The sequence below is a fragment of the Streptomyces sp. UW30 genome (assembly GCF_008042075.1).
Taxonomy (GTDB): domain Bacteria; phylum Actinomycetota; class Actinomycetes; order Streptomycetales; family Streptomycetaceae; genus Streptomyces.
In genome coordinates this window covers 229,455-250,702 of sequence record NZ_RDBN01000053.1, presented here as the reverse complement: position 1 = coordinate 250,702, position 21,248 = coordinate 229,455, and the positions used below count along the sequence as shown (strand labels likewise).

The 21,248-nt window shown below is 70.6% G+C and carries 13 protein-coding genes; 12 read left to right on the top strand and 1 reads right to left on the bottom strand.

Annotation, left to right across the window (positions count from 1 at the left end):
• Window positions 1-8: 8 nt before the first annotated feature.
• The 12 genes from EAO75_RS35285 (at window position 9) to EAO75_RS35230 (ending at window position 19,150) form a co-directional block, all read left to right on the top strand.
• Entirely contained in the window at window positions 9-773 is a 765-nt protein-coding gene (locus EAO75_RS35285; protein ID WP_147999223.1) for a TIGR03936 family radical SAM-associated protein, read from the top strand.
• Between the two features lie 262 nt (window positions 774-1,035).
• Window positions 1,036-5,046 carry a ribonuclease E/G gene (locus EAO75_RS35280; protein WP_147999222.1) on the top strand — a complete coding sequence of 1,337 codons (4,011 nt, stop codon included), beginning with the start codon at window positions 1,036-1,038 and terminating at the stop codon, window positions 5,044-5,046.
• A 261-nt stretch (window positions 5,047-5,307) separates the two neighbouring features.
• Window positions 5,308-5,628, top strand: coding sequence for a 50S ribosomal protein L21 (gene rplU, locus EAO75_RS35275; protein ID WP_007381993.1), 321 nt, complete (start codon window positions 5,308-5,310; stop codon window positions 5,626-5,628).
• Between the two features lie 14 nt (window positions 5,629-5,642).
• Complete coding sequence (gene rpmA / locus EAO75_RS35270) at window positions 5,643-5,897, top strand: 50S ribosomal protein L27 (protein ID WP_007492765.1); 255 nt, start codon at window positions 5,643-5,645, stop codon at window positions 5,895-5,897.
• 134 nt (window positions 5,898-6,031) lie between these two features.
• Window positions 6,032-7,477, top strand: coding sequence for a GTPase ObgE (obgE, locus tag EAO75_RS35265; protein ID WP_147999221.1), 1,446 nt, complete (start codon window positions 6,032-6,034; stop codon window positions 7,475-7,477).
• Between the two features lie 213 nt (window positions 7,478-7,690).
• Window positions 7,691-9,205 carry an FG-GAP-like repeat-containing protein gene (locus tag EAO75_RS35260; RefSeq protein ID WP_147999220.1) on the top strand — a complete coding sequence of 505 codons (1,515 nt, stop codon included), beginning with the start codon at window positions 7,691-7,693 and terminating at the stop codon, window positions 9,203-9,205.
• Window positions 9,206-9,249: 44 nt separating this feature from the next.
• A complete protein-coding gene (locus tag EAO75_RS35255) occupies window positions 9,250-10,734 on the top strand; it encodes an FG-GAP repeat protein (protein ID WP_147999219.1) in 1,485 nt (494 codons plus the stop codon).
• 190 nt (window positions 10,735-10,924) lie between these two features.
• Window positions 10,925-12,484 (top strand): alkaline phosphatase D family protein, encoded by a 1,560-nt coding sequence (locus EAO75_RS35250; RefSeq protein ID WP_147999218.1) that lies wholly within the window; start codon window positions 10,925-10,927, stop codon window positions 12,482-12,484.
• A gap of 83 nt (window positions 12,485-12,567) precedes the next feature.
• Window positions 12,568-13,761, top strand: a complete 1,194-nt coding sequence (locus tag EAO75_RS35245; RefSeq protein ID WP_147999217.1) for a hypothetical protein — start codon at window positions 12,568-12,570, stop codon at window positions 13,759-13,761.
• 194 nt (window positions 13,762-13,955) lie between these two features.
• Window positions 13,956-15,455: a bifunctional cytidylyltransferase/SDR family oxidoreductase gene (locus EAO75_RS35240; protein ID WP_147999216.1), complete on the top strand. Its 1,500-nt coding sequence runs from the start codon at window positions 13,956-13,958 to the stop codon at window positions 15,453-15,455.
• Window positions 15,456-15,588: 133 nt separating this feature from the next.
• Window positions 15,589-17,673 (top strand): CDP-glycerol glycerophosphotransferase family protein, encoded by a 2,085-nt coding sequence (locus EAO75_RS35235; RefSeq protein WP_261989560.1) that lies wholly within the window; start codon window positions 15,589-15,591, stop codon window positions 17,671-17,673.
• Window positions 17,674-17,923: 250 nt separating this feature from the next.
• Complete coding sequence (locus EAO75_RS35230) at window positions 17,924-19,150, top strand: glycosyltransferase family 2 protein (RefSeq protein WP_147999215.1); 1,227 nt, start codon at window positions 17,924-17,926, stop codon at window positions 19,148-19,150.
• On the opposite strand, the gene EAO75_RS35225 is transcribed toward EAO75_RS35230, so the two are convergent.
• Window positions 19,119-21,167 carry a hypothetical protein gene (locus EAO75_RS35225; RefSeq protein ID WP_147999214.1) on the bottom strand — a complete coding sequence of 683 codons (2,049 nt, stop codon included), beginning with the start codon at window positions 21,165-21,167 and terminating at the stop codon, window positions 19,119-19,121. The genes EAO75_RS35230 and EAO75_RS35225 overlap by 32 nt on opposite strands.
• Between the last annotated feature and the right edge of the window lie 81 nt (window positions 21,168-21,248).

Sequence of the window (21,248 nt, the reverse complement as noted above, 5' to 3'; positions counted from 1 at the left end):
CACCCGCGGTGCAGCGCATCCGACTGCGCTACACCAAGCGCGGCCGCCTCCGGTTCACCAGCCACCGTGACTTCCAGCGCGCCTTCGAGCGTGCGCTGCGCCGTGCCGAGGTGCCGATGGCGTACTCGGCGGGGTTCACGCCGCATCCGAAGGTGTCGTACGCCAATGCCGCACCCACCGGCACGGGCAGTGAGGCGGAGTATCTGGAGATCGCGCTCACCGTGGCGCGGGATCCCGAGAAGCTGCGGGTTCTCCTCGACGAGTCGTTGCCCACCGGCCTCGACATCGTCGACGCGGTCGAGGCCCGGATCTCGGGGCTCGCCGACCGGCTCACCGCTTCCGTGTGGGAGCTGCGGCTGGCCGGCGTGGAGCCGGCCGAGGCCGAGCGGGCCGTGGCGGCGTTCAATGCCGCGGAGGCGGTCGAGGTCCAGCGGATGACCAAGAACGGCGTCCGTACCTTCGACGCCCGCCCCGCTGTCGTACAACTTGAAACACAGAGTGAAACGGCTGATAGGCCGACCGACCAGGCCTGTGCGATACTGCGGCTGGTTGTTCGGCACGTGACGCCTGCCGTACGACCCGACGACGTCCTGTCCGGTCTCCGCGCCGTGGCCGACCTGGCGCCGCCGGTCCCCGCAGCGGTGACCAGGCTGGCGCAGGGGCTGTTCGATGAAGAGACAGGCACGGTGACCGACCCGCTCGCGCCCGACCGCGAGGCAGCGACGGCCCCAACCGAGGCCGAGCCCGCTGCCGCCGCGACGGCGCCGGCGTAAGGAAGGTTCCGCGTAGGGACGTACGTCGAAGCGCCGCCCTCGTACTCGGGAGCCACCTGGGTCGGGCAGCGCACCGACCACAAGACTTTCGCCAGGCCGTACGCATTCGGCGTACGGAACCGGTGAGACAGGACACAGAGAGCTCCCGTGCGGCGCCCGCGCCCCGGACGGCGGCAGTCGCGCACCGCGCGAGCCGCGGACGTCACCGGCATGCCGCCGGACCAGGCGCGGCGCCCGGGAGCCTGACGGGAGAAACGCCCGCATGCTCGAACCGACCGAACCCACCGAGGGTTCCGAACTGAACACTCCCAGCGACACCCTGCCGCCGCGCCGTCGGCGTCGTGCCGCGTCCCGCCCGGCGGGACCGCCCACGGCCGCCAACGAGACGCAGCCCGCAGAGGTCGTCGAGCCGGCCATACCGGTCGCCGATGCCGCCGATGTCGCGGCACTGACCGAAGAGGCCGAGAAGCCCGAGGACGGCATCGAGGCCGTCGTGGCCGTCGTGGCCGAGGCGACTTCTGAGGCCGCAGACACCGAAGAGACCCAGGAGACCGAAGAGACGCAGGAGACGGCAAAGGCCGCCCCTGCCGGTCGTACGCGTCGGCGCGCAGTGCGTCGCGCGTCCGCGCCGACCGCATCGCCGGCGGCTGCCGAGGCCGCCGAGACCGTGGTGCCGGTGACTGCCGCCGCATCCGTGGCCGAGCAGGCGAGCGAGGAAGCCGCCGGCGCGCCTGCGACCGAGAGTGCCGTGGAGGCCGAGGAGACGGCGCCGTCTCGTACGCGTCGCCGTGCCGTGCGCCGGGCGTCGGCGCCCGCCGGTGCTCCCGCGCAGACGGAGGCCGCTGAGACTGCGGTCGCCGAAACGGCCGCTGAAGTGTCTGCTGCCCCGGCCGAGGACGCCGAGGAGACCGCCGAGGCGGCCCCGCGTCGTACGCGTCGGCGTGCCACGCGGCGGGTGACCGCGCCCACCGGTGCCGACGAGGCCGCTGCCTCTGAGGTGGCCGACGAGAGCGCCGAGGCACCCGTGAGTGTCGAGGAGACCGCAGACGCCGAGGAGACCGCCGAGGCGGCCCCGCGTCGTACGCGTCGGCGTGCCACGCGGCGTGTGACCGCGCCGACCGGTGCCGACGAGGCTTCCGAGCCCTCCGAGGCCGCCGCTGACGAGGCTCCCGCCGAGACGCCCGTGACGTCCGGTGCCGAGACCGAGGCCCCCGCTGCCGAGGCTCCCGCCGATGAGAAGGCCGCCCCGCGCCGCCGTCGCCGTGTCGTCCAGCGGGCCGCCACCGGGTTCGCGGCGCCGGCTCAGTCCGCCGCCTCCGAGTCCGACGAGGCTCCGCGCCCCGCGCGTCCCGCCATGGCCGTGTTCCAGGCGCCCGTGTTCACCGAGCCGCAGTTCCAGACGCCCCAGCGCGCCGCCGCCGAGGCCGCCGCGGAGGCGGAGACCGAGGACGTCGAGGAGTTCCCGGAGGAGCAGGCCGGCGCGTCCAGGCGCCGTCGCCGCCGCCGTGGCGGCTTCGCCGAGGAGACCGAGACCCAGAGCGTCGAGACCGCCGCCGAGGACGAGACCGAGGAAGCCGAAGAGGCGGAGGCCGAGGACGTCGCCGAGGGTGACGAGACCGAGGAGACCGGTTCGCGTCGGCGCCGTCGGCGTGGTGGCCGGCGTCGTCGTCGCGGCGAGTCCGCGGACTCCGAGTCCGAGGGCGGTGACGAGGGCGAGGATGTCGCCGCGGCGCAGGCCGACCAGGACGCCGAGGACACCGCCGAGCAGGAGGAAGAGGACGAGGACGACGCCCGGGGCGAGGACGGCGGTTCCAGCTCCAGCAGCCGTCGCCGTCGCCGCCGTCGTCGTCGCGCCGGTGACTCCGGCGTCGACTCCGAGCCCGGCGACGGCGACCCCGAGCGCACCGTCGTCAAGGTCCGCGAGCCCCGTCCCCCGCGGGAAAGGGGTGCCGAGCCGTCCGACGAGGTGCAGTCCATCAAGGGCTCCACGCGTCTGGAGGCCAAGAAGCAGCGCCGCCGGGAAGGCCGTGAGCAGGGCCGCCGCCGCGTGCCGATCATCACCGAGGCCGAGTTCCTGGCCCGCCGTGAGGCCGTCGAGCGCGTGATGGTGGTCCGCCAGCACGGCGACCGTACGCAGATCGGTGTCCTCGAGGACAACGTGCTCGTCGAGCACTACGTCAACAAGGAGCAGTCGACCTCGTACGTCGGCAACGTCTACCTGGGCAAGGTCCAGAACGTGCTGCCGTCGATGGAGGCCGCCTTCATCGACATCGGCAAGGGGCGCAACGCCGTCCTGTACGCCGGTGAGGTCAACTTCGAGGCGCTCGGCATGGCCAACGGGCCGCGGCGCATCGAGGCCGCCCTGAAGTCCGGCCAGTCCGTCCTCGTGCAGGTCACCAAGGACCCGATCGGCCACAAGGGTGCGCGTCTGACCAGCCAGGTCTCCCTGCCGGGCCGCTACCTCGTGTACGTCCCCGAGGGCTCCATGACCGGCATCAGCCGCAAGCTGCCCGACACCGAGCGGGCGCGGCTGAAGACCATCCTCAAGAAGATCGTCCCCGAGGACGCGGGCGTCATCGTGCGCACCGCCGCCGAGGGTGCGAGCGAGGACGAGCTGCGCCGGGATGTCGAGCGGCTGCAGTCGCAGTGGGAGGACATCCAGAAGAAGGCCAAGAACGGCAACGCGCCGACGCTGCTGTACGGCGAGCCGGACATGACCGTCCGGGTCGTCCGGGACATCTTCAACGAGGACTTCTCCAAGGTCGTCGTCAGCGGTGACGAGGCCTGGCAGACCGTCCACGGGTACGTCTCGCACGTCGCGCCCGACCTGGCCGAGCGGCTCCAGAGGTGGACGTCCGAGGTCGACGTCTTCGCCACGTACCGGATCGACGAGCAGCTCGCCAAGGCGCTGGACCGCAAGGTCTGGCTGCCCAGCGGCGGTTCGCTGGTGATCGACCGGACCGAGGCGATGGTCGTCGTCGACGTCAACACCGGCAAGTTCACCGGCCAGGGCGGCAACCTGGAAGAGACCGTCACCAGGAACAACCTGGAGGCGGCGGAGGAGATCGTCCGTCAGCTGCGGCTGCGCGACCTCGGCGGCATCATCGTCATCGACTTCATCGACATGGTGCTGGAGTCCAACCGGGACCTGGTGCTGCGGCGCCTGCTGGAGTGCCTGGGCCGGGACCGTACGAAGCACCAGGTCGCGGAAGTGACCTCGCTGGGGCTCGTGCAGATGACCCGCAAGCGGGTCGGCCAGGGTCTGCTGGAGTCCTTCTCCGAGACCTGCGTCCACTGCAACGGCCGCGGTGTCATCGTGCACATGGAGCAGCCGACGGCCGTCGGTGGCGGCGGCGGTGGCAAGCGCAAGAAGCGTGCGCGTGCCGGTGCCGGTCCTGAGCACGTGCACGAGGCGTCCGTCGCCGTCGAGACGGCCGAGGAGGAGGCGGAGACCGAGGCCGAGGTCGCTGCCGAGGTCGCCGAGCCGGCCGCGCTCGCTGAGCCCGCCTTCGCGGCGGACGAGGAGCTGTACAGCAGCGTCGCCGAGGCGGAGGCCGCCGTACGCGGTGGTCGTTCGCGGCGCCGTGGGGGCCGGCGGGTGTCGGCTCCGGCGGGCGCGCCGCGCAAGGCGGAGGCGGCTGCGACCGCTCAGGACGTGACCGTCGCCGAGGAGGTCGAGCGTCCGGTGCAGCCGGAGCCGGCCGCGCAGGCGAAGGCCGAGCCGGCGGCTGTGGAGGACGCGGTCGTGTCGACTGAGGCCCCGGCGGCCGAGGAGGCTGCGCCCAAGGGTCGTACGCGCCGTCGCGCCACCCGCAAGGTGTCCGCGCCCGCCGGGTCGCCCGCGGGGGCCGAGGCCGCCGTGGTGACGGTCGGGGAGAGCCCGGCCGAGGCTCCGGTCAAGGCCGAGGAGGCTGTCGAGGCTCCCGCCGAGGCGGTTGCCGAGAGCGCCGCTCCGGCCCGTCCGCGGCGCCGTGCCGTGCGCAAGGCCACCGCGCCGACCGCGTCCGACGAGGCGGCCGTCCTGGTCGTCCCGGCGGCCGAGGCGCAGGCCCCGGCCGTGGAGGAGGGCGCCGAGGAGGCGGCTCCGGCCAAGAAGACGGCCCGTAAGACGGCCAAGAAGGCCACGGCGAAGAAGGCCGCCACCAAGAAGACCGCGGCCAAGAAGACGGCCGCCAAGAAGGCGACCGTCAAGAAGGCGGCGAAGACCGCCAAGACGGCCGCGGCCAAGTCGACGGCGAAGAAGACCACGGTCTCCGCCGCCACCGACGAGTGACGCTCACCGACGGGTGATGCTCACCAACCAGTGAGGTGCGGCCGGTCCCTGTGACCGGCCGCACTCCGCTTGGGCCCGGCCCGGTTTGACCCCCTCGGCCACCGCCCCGTAACCTTGACCGTCGGCGTGTCCGTAGATATAGGCACGCCACATCCCCGTAAACCTCATCCTCCGGAGCACACGGTGTCCCGGAGAGGCCGCCCGTCTGTCGGGTGGCTGGACTGCGGGGGTGCCGTTCCCGAGCGAGAGAGTGAGATCCGCGTGTACGCCATCGTGCGCAGCGGTGGTCGCCAGCACAAGGTTGCTGTCGGCGACATCGTTGAGGTTGACAAGATTTCCACTGCCAAGGTTGGCGACACGGTCGAGCTCTCGACCCTGCTCGTTGTCGACGGCGACGCTGTGACCAGCGACCCGTGGGTGCTGGCCGGCATCAAGGTCCAGGCCGAGGTCGTGGACCACCACAAGGGCGTCAAGATCGACATCCTTCGCTACAAGAACAAGACCGGTTACCGTCGTCGTCAGGGCCACCGCCAGCAGTACACGGCGATCAAGGTCACTGAGATCCCCGCGGCTGCGAAGTAAGGGACTGAGGAGAAATGGCACACAAGAAGGGCGCATCGTCCACCCGTAACGGTCGTGACTCCAACGCTCAGCGCCTCGGCGTGAAGCGCTTCGGCGGTCAGGTCGTCAACGCGGGCGAGATCCTGGTCCGTCAGCGCGGCACCCACTTCCACCCTGGCTCCGGCGTCGGCCGCGGCGGCGACGACACGCTGTTCGCGCTTCAGCCGGGTGCGGTGGAGTTCGGCACCAGCCGTGGCCGCAAGGTCGTGAACATCGTTCCGGTCGCCTGAGTCTTCTGACTTCACGGCTTCGACCGAACGATTCGCGAGGCGGACCTCACTTCCCAGGTGGGAAGGCGGGTCCGCCTTTCGCGTGTTACAGCAGAGACATACCCGTACGTTTTTGAAGTGCTGGAGGCACCCGGATGACCACCTTCGTGGACCGCGTCGAACTGCATGTCGCCGCGGGTAACGGAGGCCACGGCTGTGCCTCCGTCCACCGTGAGAAGTTCAAGCCGCTCGGCGGGCCCGACGGCGGCAACGGCGGGCGCGGCGGGGACGTGATCCTCACCGTCGACCAGTCGGTCACCACGCTGCTCGACTACCACCACTCACCGCACCGCTCGGCCACGAACGGCAAGCCCGGCGAGGGCGGCAACCGGTCGGGCAAGGACGGCCAGGACCTGGTGCTGCCGGTGCCCGACGGCACCGTGGTGCTCGACAAGGCGGGCAATGTGCTCGCCGACCTGGTCGGGCACGGCACGTCGTACGTCGCCGCGCAGGGCGGCCGGGGCGGTCTCGGCAACGCCGCGCTGGCGTCGGCGCGACGCAAGGCGCCGGGGTTCGCGCTGCTCGGTGTGCCGGGGGACCTCCAGGACATCGTCCTTGAGCTGAAGACGGTCGCCGACGTGGCGCTGGTCGGATATCCGAGCGCCGGCAAGTCCTCGCTGATCTCCGTGCTGAGCGCCGCCAAGCCGAAGATCGCGGACTATCCCTTCACGACCCTCGTGCCGAACCTCGGCGTGGTGACGGCCGGCTCGACCGTGTACACCGTCGCCGACGTGCCGGGGCTCATCCCGGGCGCGAGCCAGGGCCGGGGCCTCGGCCTGGAGTTCCTGCGCCACGTCGAGCGGTGCAGCGTGCTCGTGCACGTCCTGGACACCGCGACGCTGGAGTCCGACCGCGACCCCGTCTCCGACCTGGACATCATCGAGGCGGAGCTGCGGGAGTACGGCGGGCTGGACAACCGGCCCCGCATCGTCGTCCTGAACAAGATCGACGTACCGGACGGCAAGGACCTCGCCGAGATGGTGCGGCCGGACCTGGAAGCTCGGGGATACCGGGTCTTCGAGGTGTCGGCGGTGGCGCACATGGGGCTGAAGGAGCTGTCGTTCGCGCTGGCCGACATGGTGGCCCAGGCGCGGGCCGCGAAGCCGAAGGAAGAGGCGACGCGGATCGTGATCCGGCCCAAGGCGGTCGACGACGCCGGGTTCACCGTGACGCGCGAGGAGGCCGGCGGGGAGCTGCTGTTCCGGGTGCGGGGCGAGAAGCCCGAGCGCTGGGTGCGCCAGACCGACTTCAACAACGACGAGGCGGTCGGGTACCTCGCCGACCGGCTCAACCGGCTCGGTGTCGAGGAGGAGTTGATGAAGGCGGGCGCCCGCTCCGGGGACGGCGTCGCCATCGGACCCGAGGACAACGCGGTCGTCTTCGACTGGGAGCCGACCCTGATGGCCGGGGCCGAGATGCTGGGCCGCCGTGGCGAGGACCACCGCTTCGAGGCGCCGAGGCCTGCGGCGCAGCGGCGGCGGGACAAGGATGCCGAACGGGATGAGGCGGCGCAGGAGTTCGACGACTTCAAGCCGTTCTGAGACAGCCGGTTCTGAGGACGCCGGGGTGCCGAGAGGCGCCCCGGCGTTGTCGTGCCCGAACTCGGCACTGGCCGAATTGGTGAACGGCGGGAAAATTCCCGGGGTATCCGAGGGCAACCACCCGGCATGCCGGTGAGTCGTACTGGGCGTCGTGGATGAGGATCTTGGACCTCGTCACGCACTCCAACCGCCTTTCCGACCGTCGGAGTTGCCGTGCCCTCGCGTTCCCACCGCCGCACCCTCCTGTCCCGCCGCAGACGCCTGGCGCTCGCCACCGGCGTCGCGCTCCTCTCCGGTGCACTGGTGGTCCCCGCCGTGAACGCCGCCACGGAGGCGACGACCGCAGCGCCGAGCAGCAAGCGGCTGCATGACGACTTCAACGGTGACGGGTATCCCGACGTGGCGATCGGAGCCCCGGGCACCGCGCTCGGCAGGGAGACGAAGGCCGGGGCCGTCAGCGTGCTGTACGGCTCGTCGAGCGGTCTGGCGACCTCGCGCAAGCAGGTGCTGACCTGGTCGAGCCGGACGGGAGTTTCACCGGCGCGGACCGAGTACGGCTCCGCTCTCCAGAGCGCCGACCTCGACCGGGACGGATACGCCGACCTGCTGTCGACCACGAGGTCGAGCCCGTTGAGCGGCTACGAAGGACGGTTCGTCGTCGTCAACTGGGGAGGGCCCAAGGGGCTCTCCGCCGAGCCGACCTTCCTTCGGGACATACCGGCCACGAGCCTGGGCGCCTTCGCCGTGGCGGACGTCGACGGGGACAAGAACCCCGATGTGACGATGATGGGCGACCCGTACGGCGACGAGCTCGGCCAGGGCGACGGCAGTGTGCTGCGCGGTCCGTTCACCCGCGACGGCGGCTCGGCGAGCGCCGAGCGTTTCACCGTCGACCCCGACGGCATGAGCTTCTTCGGACTGATCGCGGCCGGTGACGTGACCGGCGACGGCATCGCCGACCTGGCCGTGGGCAGCACCTCCACCGAGGAGCCCGACTCGCGCGTGGTGTCGCTGCTCGTCGGCGGGCCCGGCGGCTTCACCGACAAGGGCGTACTCAAGGACGGTCAGGGCCGCATCATCGGTGGCGAGGACATCGAGATCGGTGACCTGAACAAGGACGGGTACGCCGACATCGTCGTCGGCCACTCAAACGACAGTTACGACAGCGACGTCGAACTCCCCACCAAGGGCGGCGCGTTGATCGTGGTGTACGGCGGATCCGGCGGCGTCTCCACCACCCGCAAGCCGGTGTGGATCAACCAGGACAGCCCCGGTGTGCCGGGTGCCGGTGAGTACCACGACGGCATGGGCTCGGGTCTGTCCGTCGGTGACACCAACGGCGACGGCTACCTCGACGTCGCGACCGGGCTGCCCGGCGAGGACTTCGACGGCATCACCGACGCCGGCACCGTGCTGGTGCTGCGAGGCAGCGCGAGCGGGCTGACCGCGAGCGGATACAGGTCGTTCAGCCAGAACACCGCCGGGGTGCCGGGCACCGCCGAGAAGGCGGATCGGTTCGGCGCGGAGAGCGCCCTCGTCGACGGCAACGGTGACAAGAAGGACGGCCTGGTCGTCGGCGACCCGGCCGAGAACGCGGGCAACGGCTCCCTGTGGGTCCTCTCGGCCACCTCCGGCGGCATCACGGCGAGCGGCTCCTTCTCGTTCGGCTCGGCCACCATGGGCCTGCCCGCGACCGGGGCCCTGTTCGGAGCCTCGACGGCCGACTGACGGCGACCACATCCCCGTACGAACGCGACACAGGAGAAAGCGACATGAACAAGCACCGTGGCACGCTCCGCAGGGGCCTCGCGGTTGTCATGGCCGTGACCGGCGCCGTCGTCCTCCCGGCGGCGCACGCGGGGGCCGGTCCCGCGCCGGCCGCCGCCGAGCTGCACGACGACTTCAACGGCGACGGCTACTCCGACCTCGCCGTCGCGGCGCCCGAGGCGACCGTCGACGGGAAGTCGAAGGCCGGATACGTCGCCGTGCTGTACGGGTCGGCGAGTGGGCTGAAGACCGCCTCCAAGCAGGTCGTCAGCCAGAACACCCCCGGCGTCACCGACTCCGCCGAGACCGACGACCGGTTCGGCAGCGCTGTGAGCAGCGCCGACCTCGACCGGGACGGGTACTCGGATCTCGTCGTCGGCGTCGCGGGTGAGGACTCGGTCGAAGGGGGCGCCGAGACCGGGCTCGTGCAGGTCGTCTGGGGCGGGCCGAGGGGGCTGTCGGGCGGGGCGCCGCTGGCGTACGGGCACCACACCTACGACCGGCTCAGCGACCAGGGGCAGCTCACCCTCGGCGATGTGAACGGCGACGGGGCGACGGACCTCGTCGTCGTGGAGAGCCTGTACAAACTGCGGGTTGTCAAGGGTCCCTTCGGGCGGGACGGGTCCGCGAGCGGCGGGGAGCAGATCGTCGTCGACGACTCCGACCCCCGCTTTCTGGACCTGGCCACCGGCGACGTCGACGGCGACGGCATCGACGACGTCGTCGGGACCATGCACGACGGCGACGAGTATGACGCCCGCCGCGTCACCTACTGGCGGGGCACGCCGGACGGGCTCGCCGAGGGGATCGTGCTCCGCGACAGCAGGGACTGGCGGGTGCAGGGCGGCGAGTCCCTCGACCTCGGTGACGTGAACGGGGACGGTTACGAGGACATCGTGGTGGGCCGGCCCGTCGACGGCTACGACAGCGACCTCGACACCCCGATCCCCAAGGGCGGCCGGGTCGCCTTCATACCGGGCTCCGCGAACGGGCCGGTCGGCACGAAGGTGACGTACGTCAACCAGGACAGCGCCTCAGTGCCCGGCGCCGCCGAGCGCGGCGACGGGTTCGGCTCCGACATCTCGGTCGCCGACGTCGACGGCGACGGGTACGCCGACATCTCCACGGGCGTGCCCGGCGAGGACTTCGACGGGCTGAGCAACGCGGGCGGCGCCGTCGTACTGCGCGGCGGCGCCAGCGGTCCGACCGGCGCCGGCGCGAAGGGCGTCAACCAGAGCACCGTCGGCGTGCCGGGCGCGGCGGAGACCAACGACGCCTTCGGCCGCACCACCCACCTTGTGGACGCGAACCACGACGGCCGCGCGGAACTCGTCGTCGGCGCGCCGGGGGAGAACGCGAACGCCGGATCCGTCTGGGTGTTCAGGTCCACCTCGGCCGGCATCACCCCGACCGGCTCGTTCACCTTCGGGGCCGGGACCCTCGGCACGGTCGCGGCGAACGCGAAGCTGGGCTCCGGGTTCAATCACTGACCGAGGGGGATTGACCGACTGACCGACCGACAGACCCGTTGCGGCAAAGGCGCGTTGCCGTGCTCGCAGCGGGTCTTCTGTTGTCTCCCTAGTTGTCATGCACGCGAAGCTCGCAGTTCAGCGGACGGGCCGCCCTCGGGCGTGAGCATCCGAAGTGTCCAAGAGGCCAGCGAGGCAAGGGAGTTCGCCGATGACCGGAGAGTACAGATCCGTGTCCCCCGACCGACGCCGTTTCCTGACCGCCGGAGCAGCCGTGCTCGGCGCCGCGGCCTCCGCCCAGCTGTGGCTGCCGACCTCCGCCCGGGCCGCCGAAACCCCGCTGCCCGACGGCGTGTTCAGCCTCGGCGTGGCGTCCGGCGACCCGCTGCCCGACGGCATCGTGCTGTGGACGCGGCTCGCCCCCGACCCCTTCAACGGCGGCGGGATGCCCGACGCCGCCGTCCCGGTCGAGTGGGAGCTCGCCGAGGACGAGCGGTTCCGCAAACCGGTGCGCCGCGGTGTCGCCCAGGCCCGGCCCGAGCTGGGGCACAGCGTTCACGTGGATGTACGGCGGCTGCGCCCGGGCCGTACGTACTGGTACCGCTTCCGCGCCGGCGGCCAGATCTCGCCGACCGGCCGCACCCGCACCGCGCCGCACCCCCACAGCTCCGGCGGCCGGCTGCGCATGGCGCTGGCCTCCTGCCAGAACTGGCAGCACGGCTACTTCACGCCGTACGCCGACATGCTGGAGCAGGACCCCGACTTCGTCCTGTTCGTCGGCGACTACATCTACGAGTCGACGCCGTCGTCGACGGGCGTGCGCCGGCACGAGGGCACGGGCGAGCCGTACAGCCTGGTCCAGTACCGCAACCGGTACGCCCAGTACCGCACCGACCCGGACCTCGCGGCGATGCACGCGAACGCGCCCTTCGTGGTGACCTTCGACGACCACGAGATCGACAACGACTTCGCCGGCGAGATCCCGCAGGACCCGGACAAGCAGTCGCACGACGCCTTCGTGGCCCGGCTGACCGCCGGCTACCAGGCGTACTACGAGCACATGCCGGTCCGGGCGAGCGCCATCCCGAACGGCCCGCACATCCAGATGTACCGCCGACTGGAGTTCGGCCGCCTGGCCCGGCTCAGCGTGCTGGACACCCGCCAGTACCGCAGCGACCAGGTCAAGACCCAGGAGGCGGCCCAGGACCCGTCGCTCACCATGCTGGGCGCTGAGCAGAAGGAGTGGCTGATCGACGGGCTGCGGCACTCGCCGGCCCGCTGGAACATGATCGGCTCGCAGATCATGATGGCCGAGACCGACCTCCAGGTCGGCCCGGGCAAGCTCTGGTTCTACGACGCCTGGGACGGCTACCAGGCCGAGCGCAACGCCCTGATGGAGGAGCTGAAGCACGTCCGCAACCCGGTCGTCCTCACCGGCGACCGCCATCTGACGATGATCAGCGACCTCAAGGAGGACTACGCCGACCCGGACTCCGACGTCGTCGGCGCCGAGTTCGTCGGTACGTCCATCTCCAGCAACGGCGACCAGGATCAGGCCGCGTTCCACAAGGAGTGGGACCCGCGCGTGCCTGACAACCCGCACTGGAAGCTGCTCGACGCCCACCGCGGCTACCACCTCTTCGACGTCCGCCGTGACGGCATCGACGCACAGGTCAGGGTCGTGGACACGGTACGCAGCCAGACGGCGACTCCGAGCACGCTGGCACGGCTGCGGGTCGAGGCGGGGCGGCCGGGCGTCGAGGTCGTCTAGCCGCTGGGACGGGCCTGGGACTCATCCTCGTCCCAGGCCGCTCTCAGGGCACTCTTAGCAAGCTCTCTTACCGTCCTCTGACCATGGAGACGGACTGTACGAGAGACGAACCCAGGGGCAACGGTGGCGTCATCACCCCGCTGCCCACCGGCACCCGCCTGCTGCACATCGGCCCCCACAAGACCGGCACCACCTCGATCCAGGGCGCGCTGTTCGCGGCCAAGGACGACATGGCACGGCACGGGGTCGAGTGGCCGGCCGCCACCCGGCACCCGATGGAGGCGGTTCTGGCCGCCTGCGCCCGCGCCGAAATGCTGGGGGACACCCCGCCCACCGAGCGGCACTGGGAACGGCTGCTGGAGCGGGTGCGCGCCACGGGCCGGCGTACGTCCGTGCTCAGCAGCGAGTTCTTCGCCGACGCGCCCGACGACGACACCATCGGGCGGATCGTCGGGCAGCTCGGCGGCGACCGCGTGCACGTCCTGGTCACGCTGCGCCCCCTCGCGCGGATCATGCCCTCGCAGTGGCAGCAGTACGTGCAGAACGGCCTGCGCATGAGCTATCAGGACTGGCTGGAGCACATGCTCAGAAAGCCGCCGTACGAGAAGCCCAACCCCAGCTTCTGGCGCCGGCACCGGCACGACCGGCTGGTCGAGCGGTGGGCCCGGGTGGTCGGAGCGGAGCGGGTCACCGTCGTCGTGGTGGACGACCGTGACCGGGAGGGGCTGATGCGCACCTTCGAGGCGCTGCTCGGGCTGCCGGAAGGTCTGCTGCGCCTCGTTCCGGACGCGGCGAATCGTTCGCTCACCCTCGCCGAGACCGAAATGCTGCGGAATCTTAATAGGGAATTCCGCGCCAATGAACTGCCCGAGGAGCTGTATTCACAGCTCGTCCGGAACGGCGCCGTGATGCATATGAAGAACACGTGCGCTCCAGGTCCCGGCGATGTGAAGATCGGTACCCCGCAGTGGGCCGTCGAGGCCGCCGCCGAGATCGGTGCGGAGATGGCGGAACGTATCGGGGTGATGAGTGTGCGGGTCCTCGGTGACATGCGCCTTTTGTCCGCCGTACCGAAGCCCGCAACCCGTACCGAGGCACAGCCGCGCATCGCCCCCGAGGCCGCCGCGCAGGCGCTGTACGGAGCCCTCGCCGCGGCCGCCGCCGCGCCCGTACGGCACACCGCGCCCGCCAAGTCGCGCACGGTTCACCAGACGTCGTCGGGAGAGCTCGTGCGGGTACTCGGGCATCGCTGCCTGAAGCGGCTGCGGCTTCGCTGATCCCTCGGCCGCAACCTGTGCGGTTACTCACAGCAATTACCAGGAACCCCCGGAGGGCCCCTCGGCAATGACCATGCGTACAAGGTGAATGACAGGTTGCGCGCACATATGCAGCCGGGGACGCTCACCTTGCACTGCGGTAACCACAAGTGGGACCATTTCCAAGTTCCCAGTCGCCACAAGGTAGGTCACCTGTGTCCCAGCACATAGCCAAGCCCCGTACCACCGCAGTGATCCTGGCCGGTGGCACCGGTCAGCGGGTGGGTCTGTCGATCCCCAAGCAGCTGCTGAAGATCGCCGGCAAGGCAGTCATAGAGCACACCTTGACCACCTTCGAGAAGGCCGACTCGATCGACGACATCATCGTGCTGATGGCGCCCGGTTATGTGCCGGACATCGAGAAGATCGTCGCCAAGGCCGGGTTCACCAAGGTCAAGAAGATCATCGAAGGCGGCTCGACGCGAAACGAGACGACCGAGCGGGCCATCGAGGCCCTCGGTGAGGGCCTGGCCGAGGGCGAGGACCTGAACGTCCTGTTCCACGACGCCGTCCGCCCGCTGCTGTCACAGCGCGTGATCGACGACTGTGTCGTGGCGCTGGAGCGCTTCCAGGCCGTCGACGTCGCCATCCCGTCCGCGGACACCATCATCGTCACGCGCACGCACGGCGAGGACGGCGAGTTCATCACCGAGATCCCGGACCGCTCCCGGCTGCGCCGCGGCCAGACGCCGCAGGCCTTCAAGCTGTCCACGATCAAGCGGGCCTACGAGGTCGCCGCCGGTGACCCCAACTTCCAGGCCACGGACGACTGCTCCGTCGTGCTCAAGTACCTGCCGGACGTGCCGATCCACGTCGTCGCGGGCGACGAGTACAACATGAAGGTCACCCAGCCCGTCGACGTCTTCATCGCCGACAAGCTCTTCCAGCTGGCCTCCACCGCCACGCCCGAGCAGGTGAGCGAGGAGACCTACCGCGAGCTGCTGACCGGCAAGACCGTCGTCGTCTTCGGCGGCAGCTACGGCATCGGCAAGGACATCGCCGAACTGGCCGAGTCCTACGGCTCCAAGGTGTACGCGCTGGGCCGCTCCACCACCGGCACGCACGTCGAGAACCCGGAGGAGGTCGACGACGCGCTGTCCAAGGCGTACGCGGAGACCGGCCGGATCGACTACGTCGTCAACACCGCCGGTGTGCTGCGCATCGGCAAGCTGGCCGAGACCGACAACGCCACCATCGAGGAGGCGCTGAAGGTCAACTACCTGGCCCCGGTGCAGATCGCGCGGTCCTCGTACAAGTACCTGTCCGAGACCAACGGCCAGCTGCTGCTGTACACCTCCAGCAGCTACACCCGCGGTCGCGCCGAGTACAGCCTGTACTCCTCGACCAAGGCGGCCATGGTGAACCTCACCCAGGCCCTGTCCGACGAGTGGGCCGGTGACGGCATTCGGGTGAACTGCATCAACCCGGAGCGCACCGCCACCCCGATGCGCACCAAGGCCTTCGGCCAGGAGCCCTCGGGCAGCCTGCTCTCCTCCGAGGCAGTCGCCCGCACGTCCCTCGACGTGCTGCTTTCCGAGCTGACCGGCCATGTCATCGACGTCCGCCAGCAGGACCCGACGGCGTCCGCAGGTCAGGCCTCCGGCTTCGAGCAGGCGCTGGCCAGTGTGCTGGACCGCCAGGACGGCATGGCATAATCAAGATTTAATAGCCTTATGGAATTCAGGCCTCTGCGTTTCTTCGTTCACGAAGAATTCACAGGGGCCTGAGTCCTTCGCCCCTTCTCTCTGCACTCCTTCAGACCGGCCCCTCTCCCTGAGCAGGTTCTCCGTGATATCCACCGCTATTCGCGTCGCCCGGGTGGGCAGCGCGGCCGAGCTGGCCGCGGCGGCCCTCATGATGCTGGGCTTCCCGGCACTCATGCTGGCCGCGCTCGTCCCGAGCGTTCCCGCCTTCGCGGCCGCGGCCGCCGTGACGTACCTGGCGGACCACTATCTGCACCGCAAGGGCAGCTATCTGGTCAACCGCCTGAGCAAGGTGCGGGCAGGTCTGTCGATCCGTTTCCTGATCAGGCAGCTGCTGCTGATCCTGCTGCTGGCCCGGCTCGGCCTCGCGGACGACCTGATCTACTACGGTGCGATCGCCTGCTTCATCGCCTTCTACGGCCTTCAGGCCCCGCACGGCGCGCTGGTCACCCTGATCCGCAACCGCCGCCGCATGCCGGTCGCCACCCGCAACGTCGACCTCGCCTCGCGCATCCGCATCCCGGACGCCCCGCCGCGGCGGCTGATGCACCGCTCCGCCGAGAAGATGCTGCACCTCGACCTCGCGGCCGTCGCCGGCATCCTCGTCTCGGCCTCCTTGGAGTCGGCCGTCGCCGGCTTCGTCGGCATCGGCATCACCGTGGGCCTGGGCTGCCTGTACGTGCTCGCGCTCGTGCCGTACGTGCGGGGCGCGAAGGTCCCCCCGAACGCGGAGAGGGTCCTGGCCGCCGTGGACGACTGGCTGGCCGAGTACCGGCCCGAGACGGTGCTGTACTTCTCCGGCTCCAAGGACTCCGCGTACCAGCTCAACATGTGGCTGGAGACCATGGAGCAGCTGGACTCCAAGCCGCTGATCATCCTGCGCGAGCGGGTCATCCTCAACAACATGGCGGCCACCACGGTCCCCGTCATCTGTGTGCCCGGCGGTGTGCACCTGATGAACCTGGACCTGACCAACGTGCGCGTCGCCCTGTACGCGGCGAACGTCGGCAAGAACATCCACCTGCTGCGCGTCCCCACCATGAAGCACGTCTTCATCGGCCACGGCGACAGCGACAAGCTGGCCAGCGTCAACCCGTACAGCAAGGTCTACGACGAGGTGTGGACCGCCGGCCGTGCGGGCCGTGACCGCTACGCCATCGCCGACGTCGGCGTCCGCGACGACGACATCGTCGAGGTCGGCCGCCCGCAGCTGGCGCCGATCCAGGGCTGGAGCGGTGTCCCCGAGGGCCGGATCCCGACGGTTCTCTACGCCCCGACCTGGGAGGGCTGGGACGGCAACCCCGGCAACACCTCGATCGTGCTGGCCGGCGAGAACATCGTGAACCAGCTGGTCAAGGCCGACCCGCCGGTCCGCGTCCTGTACAAGCCGCACCCCTTCACCGGCACCGTCAGCAAGGAGGCCGGCGCCGCGCACCACCGGATCACCGCCCTGGTCGAGCAGGCCGCCGCCGAGCGCGTCACCGACCCGCGCTTCCTGGCCGACGCCGCCGCGCAGACCCTCGCCAAGGCCGAGCTGACCCGGATCGAGGCCCGTCTCGCCGAGCTGTCCGGCAAGGGCAACGGCAAGGGCAACGGCAAGGGGGGCGACGAGGCCGAAGCCACTCGTGACGGCCTGGTCGACATCGCCCGGCACGAGGAGATCGCCCGGCTGCGCGCCGAGTGGAACACCGAGTACTGGCGTTCCTTCGGCAGCCACGAGCACCGCGTCATCACGGGCGCCGAGCCGCGTCTGTACGACTGCTTCAACGTCTCCGACGCGATGGTCTCCGACATCTCCAGCGTGGTCTCGGACTTCATCGCCAGCGGCAAGCCGTACGCCGTCACGGACTCCGCCGAGCTGGGCGTGGAGGAGTTCAAGCGGGCGAACACCGCGGTACGCGCGGCGACGATCCTGTCCAACAGCGCGGGCGAGCTGGGCGAGCTGCTGGATGCCGTACGCGACCCGGCGGCCGACCCGCTGGCCGAGGACCGCGGCGACCTCAAGCGGTACCTGCTGGGACCGGACGAGCCGACGTCCATCGAGCAGTTCAACACCGCGGTGTCGAACCTCGCGATCAAGGCCGAGACCCGCAATGTCGGCCAGGAGTCACGGGCGGCGGCCCTGCCCGAGCAGCGGGTGTCGGTGGCCGGGGACGACCTGACGGCCTGACTCGCACACCGCACGAACGGCTCGGCCCCCGAGGAGCGAATCCTCGGGGGCCGAGCCGTTTTCTGACGCGCCGTTCGCACTGCTCTCGCGGGCCTCTTACGTTTCCCGAATACCGTGAGTCCATGTCAGTTCGCGATGTGAACTGGCTCACCAAAACAGGCCGATGAGGCAACCGCTTGCAATGCCCAGCCGTCTATCAGGTAGCGAATGAGGCGATACGGGGGAAATATCCCGTTGACAAGGGGGAAACGTGACCGTCACGCAGCCTGATGTGACTGTGATCATCGGGGCGTACGAAGCGATGCCGTACCTGGTCGAGTGCCTGGCTTCGGTCGAGGCGCAGACCATCGAGCCGGGGCGCATCGAGGTCATCGCGGTGGACGACGGTTCCACGGACGGAACGGGGGAGTGCCTGGAGGAGTTCGCGGCACGCGTGCCCATGCAGGTCACCGTCATCCGGCAGGAGAACTCCGGCGGCCCGAGCGGCCCGCGCAACGTCGGACTGGGCAAGGCGACCGGGCGCTACGTCTTCTTCCTGGACGCCGACGACCGGCTGGGCCCCGAGGCCCTTGAGCGCATGGTCGCGATGGCCGACCGATGCGGCACGGACGTGGTGCTCGGCCGCATCGAGGGCGTCAACCGCACCGCGCCGAAGTCCATGTGGGGCAAGACGCTGGAGCGGACCGACGTCTTCTCCTCCAACATCAAGTTCACGCTGAGCGCGCAGAAGCTGTTCCGCCGCGACCTGCTGACCCGGCACAACATGCGCTTCGACGAGTCCCTGTGGACCGGCGAGGACGCGCTGTTCACGATGGAGGCCTATCTGCGGGCCGACGGGGTCTCCGTGATCGCCGACTACACCTGCTACTACCTGGTGGGCCGCGACGACGGCAAGCACGTGACGAAGAGCGGCGGTTACGCCCTGCGCTTCGACTCCGCGCGCGCCCTGATGAACCTGATAGCCGAGCACGTGCCCGCGGGGGAGCGCCGCGAGCTGCTCCTGCTCCGGCCCTTCCTCATCACCCTGCTGCCGCAGTTCGGGCCCAAGTACGCAAAGGACAGCGAGAAGGTCCGCCGGCACAAGCTCGAACTGGCGAAGCCCCTCATGGACGCCTACTGGACGCCGGGCATCGCCCGCCGCCTCAAGGTCGACGAGCGGCTGCGGCTGCACCTGGTCGCCGAGCAGCGCCCCGAACTCCTGCTGCCCGTCGTGGAGTTCGTCAAGGCCAAGAAGCAGCCGGCGGCCCTCCTGGAGAAGAAGGGCCGCCGGGTCTACCTCGCCTACCCGCACTTCCGGGACACGGCGGCGGGGATCCCCGACGCGGTGTACCTCGCCGAACCGCGCCAGGCCCGCGCCTACCCCGGCTACCGGGAGGGCGGCGCGGACTCGTTCCTGCGGCGTGCGGTGCGCAAGGCGCGCCGGGTGCTGCGGTCCTCCGGCGGTGCTACGCCGGGTGGGCGGGCTGCGGCGGCGTAGCGGACCGGCGCTGGTCCGGGATCTCCGTGGCGACCTCCGCCGCGAGCCGCTCCGCCATCCGGGCCCGGTGCTCGCAGGCCGCCGAACCCAGCGCCTGCACGGCCTCGTTGAACCGCTCCTGTGACGCCGGCTCGTCCGGCCCCAGCAGGTGACGCTTCAACTCGGCCCGCGCCTTTGCCAGTTCGTCCTTCTCGGGGTGCCGCACCGTCTCCAGCAGGTCCGGCACCCCGGCCGCGTCCGGCGTCAGCACGGTCGCCGCGCGCACCGTCGGGAAGGCCTTGCGGAACACGTCCTCCGCAAGGCCGCTGGTGTTCGCCACGGCGTACGGCTTCCCGCTCGCCAGGAAGTCGCTGATCACGCTCGACACATCGCTGATCAGCAGATCCGCCCGGTTGAAGCAGGAGTACAGCGTGGGCCGCGCATCGGTCACGACCTGGTGCTCCGCCTCGGGCAGCGAGGCCCAGTACGCCTCCTCCCAGGCCGCTGTGGCCGCCGCCACCGCGTCCGCCCGCCCCGGCTCCGGCTCCCCCTGGAGCAGCATCCGCTCGAGCTGATCGGCGCCCCCCCGCACCGCGGTCGTGGTCAGCCGGTCCAACTCCCTTGTACGAAGGTCGAGTTCCCCGGTGTCCCGCGACCGCTCGGCCGCCTGCTCCCGGCTCGCCGCCCGGATCAGCTCACGGATCCGCAGATCGGCCGCCCCCGCCCGCGGGTCCACCGACCCCGTCAGCGGATGCGGCTTGTACAGCAGCCGCACGCCCGGGTCCGCGAGCAGCGCCCGGACGAGGTTCTCGCCGGCCTCCATCACCGACGTGTTGCCCGGGTTGCCGTCCCAGCCCTCCCAGGTCGGCGCGTACAGCACGGTCGTCCGCGCGCCGGCCGGGGCGCCCTCGTACGGCCGTACGGCGTCCAGCTGCGGGCGGCCGATCTCCACCACGTCCTTGTCCTCGACGCCGACCTCGGCCAGCGCGTACCGCTCCCGTGCCGCAGGCCCGGCGACCCACACCTCGTCGTAGGCCTTCGCGTACGGGTTGCAGGACGACAGCTTGTCGCTCTCCCCGTGGTTGACGAAGGTGTGCTTGAGCGTGGGGATGCGCAGGACCTGGGAGGTCTTGCCGGAGTTCGAGGGGTGGATGAGGACCTGGAGCGAGGATTCCTCCAGGCGCATCAGCGTGGAGACCTTCGGCAGACACAGGATCGGGACGTCGGTCGGGCCGATCTTCGGCACCATGAACCGCTCGCGCAGCACGATCAGCGGACGGCCCTGAAGCTGTGCGAGCGGTTCCAGCCACATGTTCGCCTGGTACGCCGAGGAGGCGCCGCCGGAGAAGTACAGGCCGACCGTCGGCCGGTACTCCGCCAGCCAGGCGTCCAGCCACTCCAGCGTCTCGCGCTCGCCCGCCGGGCGACGGCCCGGCAGCAGCCGTACGAGAAGGTCGTACAGGCCCAGCAGGGCGAGTGCCAGGGACAGGGCGATGCCGAGGGCGGCGCAGCGCGGGTCGTCGGTGGCGGCTGTGGCCAGCAGGCCCGCCGTGGCCGGGAGGCCGAAGACCAGCAGACGGTCGCCGGGGCGGCGCAGCAGGACCGGTGGGGCGGGGGACAGGCGCAGGGCGGAGGCGTCGATGTTGCGGGTGACCACCGGCAGGGTGCGGGTGCGGCGGACCAGCACCGAGACCGCCTGGATCGCGCAGTGCAGGGCGTAGAAGGCGAGCAGGCCCGCGACCAGCGGCGTGTACAGCGTCTCGCGCTGCTGCTCGCCGAGCCGCAGCAGGGCCACGACCAGCAGCAGGTCCCGCAGCACATGCCGCACGGTGATGTCCGCGTGCGACTTGGCGAACACCGAGAGCATGCCGCGCTGCCAGCGGTACATCACGCCCTCGACGGCCAGGGACATGACCGTCGAGGCCAGCAGCAGCGGGACATTCGGCCGCAGCGCGGCCACGGCTTGAGCGCAGAAGGCTGCGACCAGGAGCGCTGCGACCAGGGCTCTGGCCGGGATGCTGGACAGGGGTGTGGGCAACTGCGGTCACTCCAAGGTCGGCGGGGGAAGTATGCGCTCCGGTTAACGCGCGGCAGCGTACAGACGACACGCACATGTCTT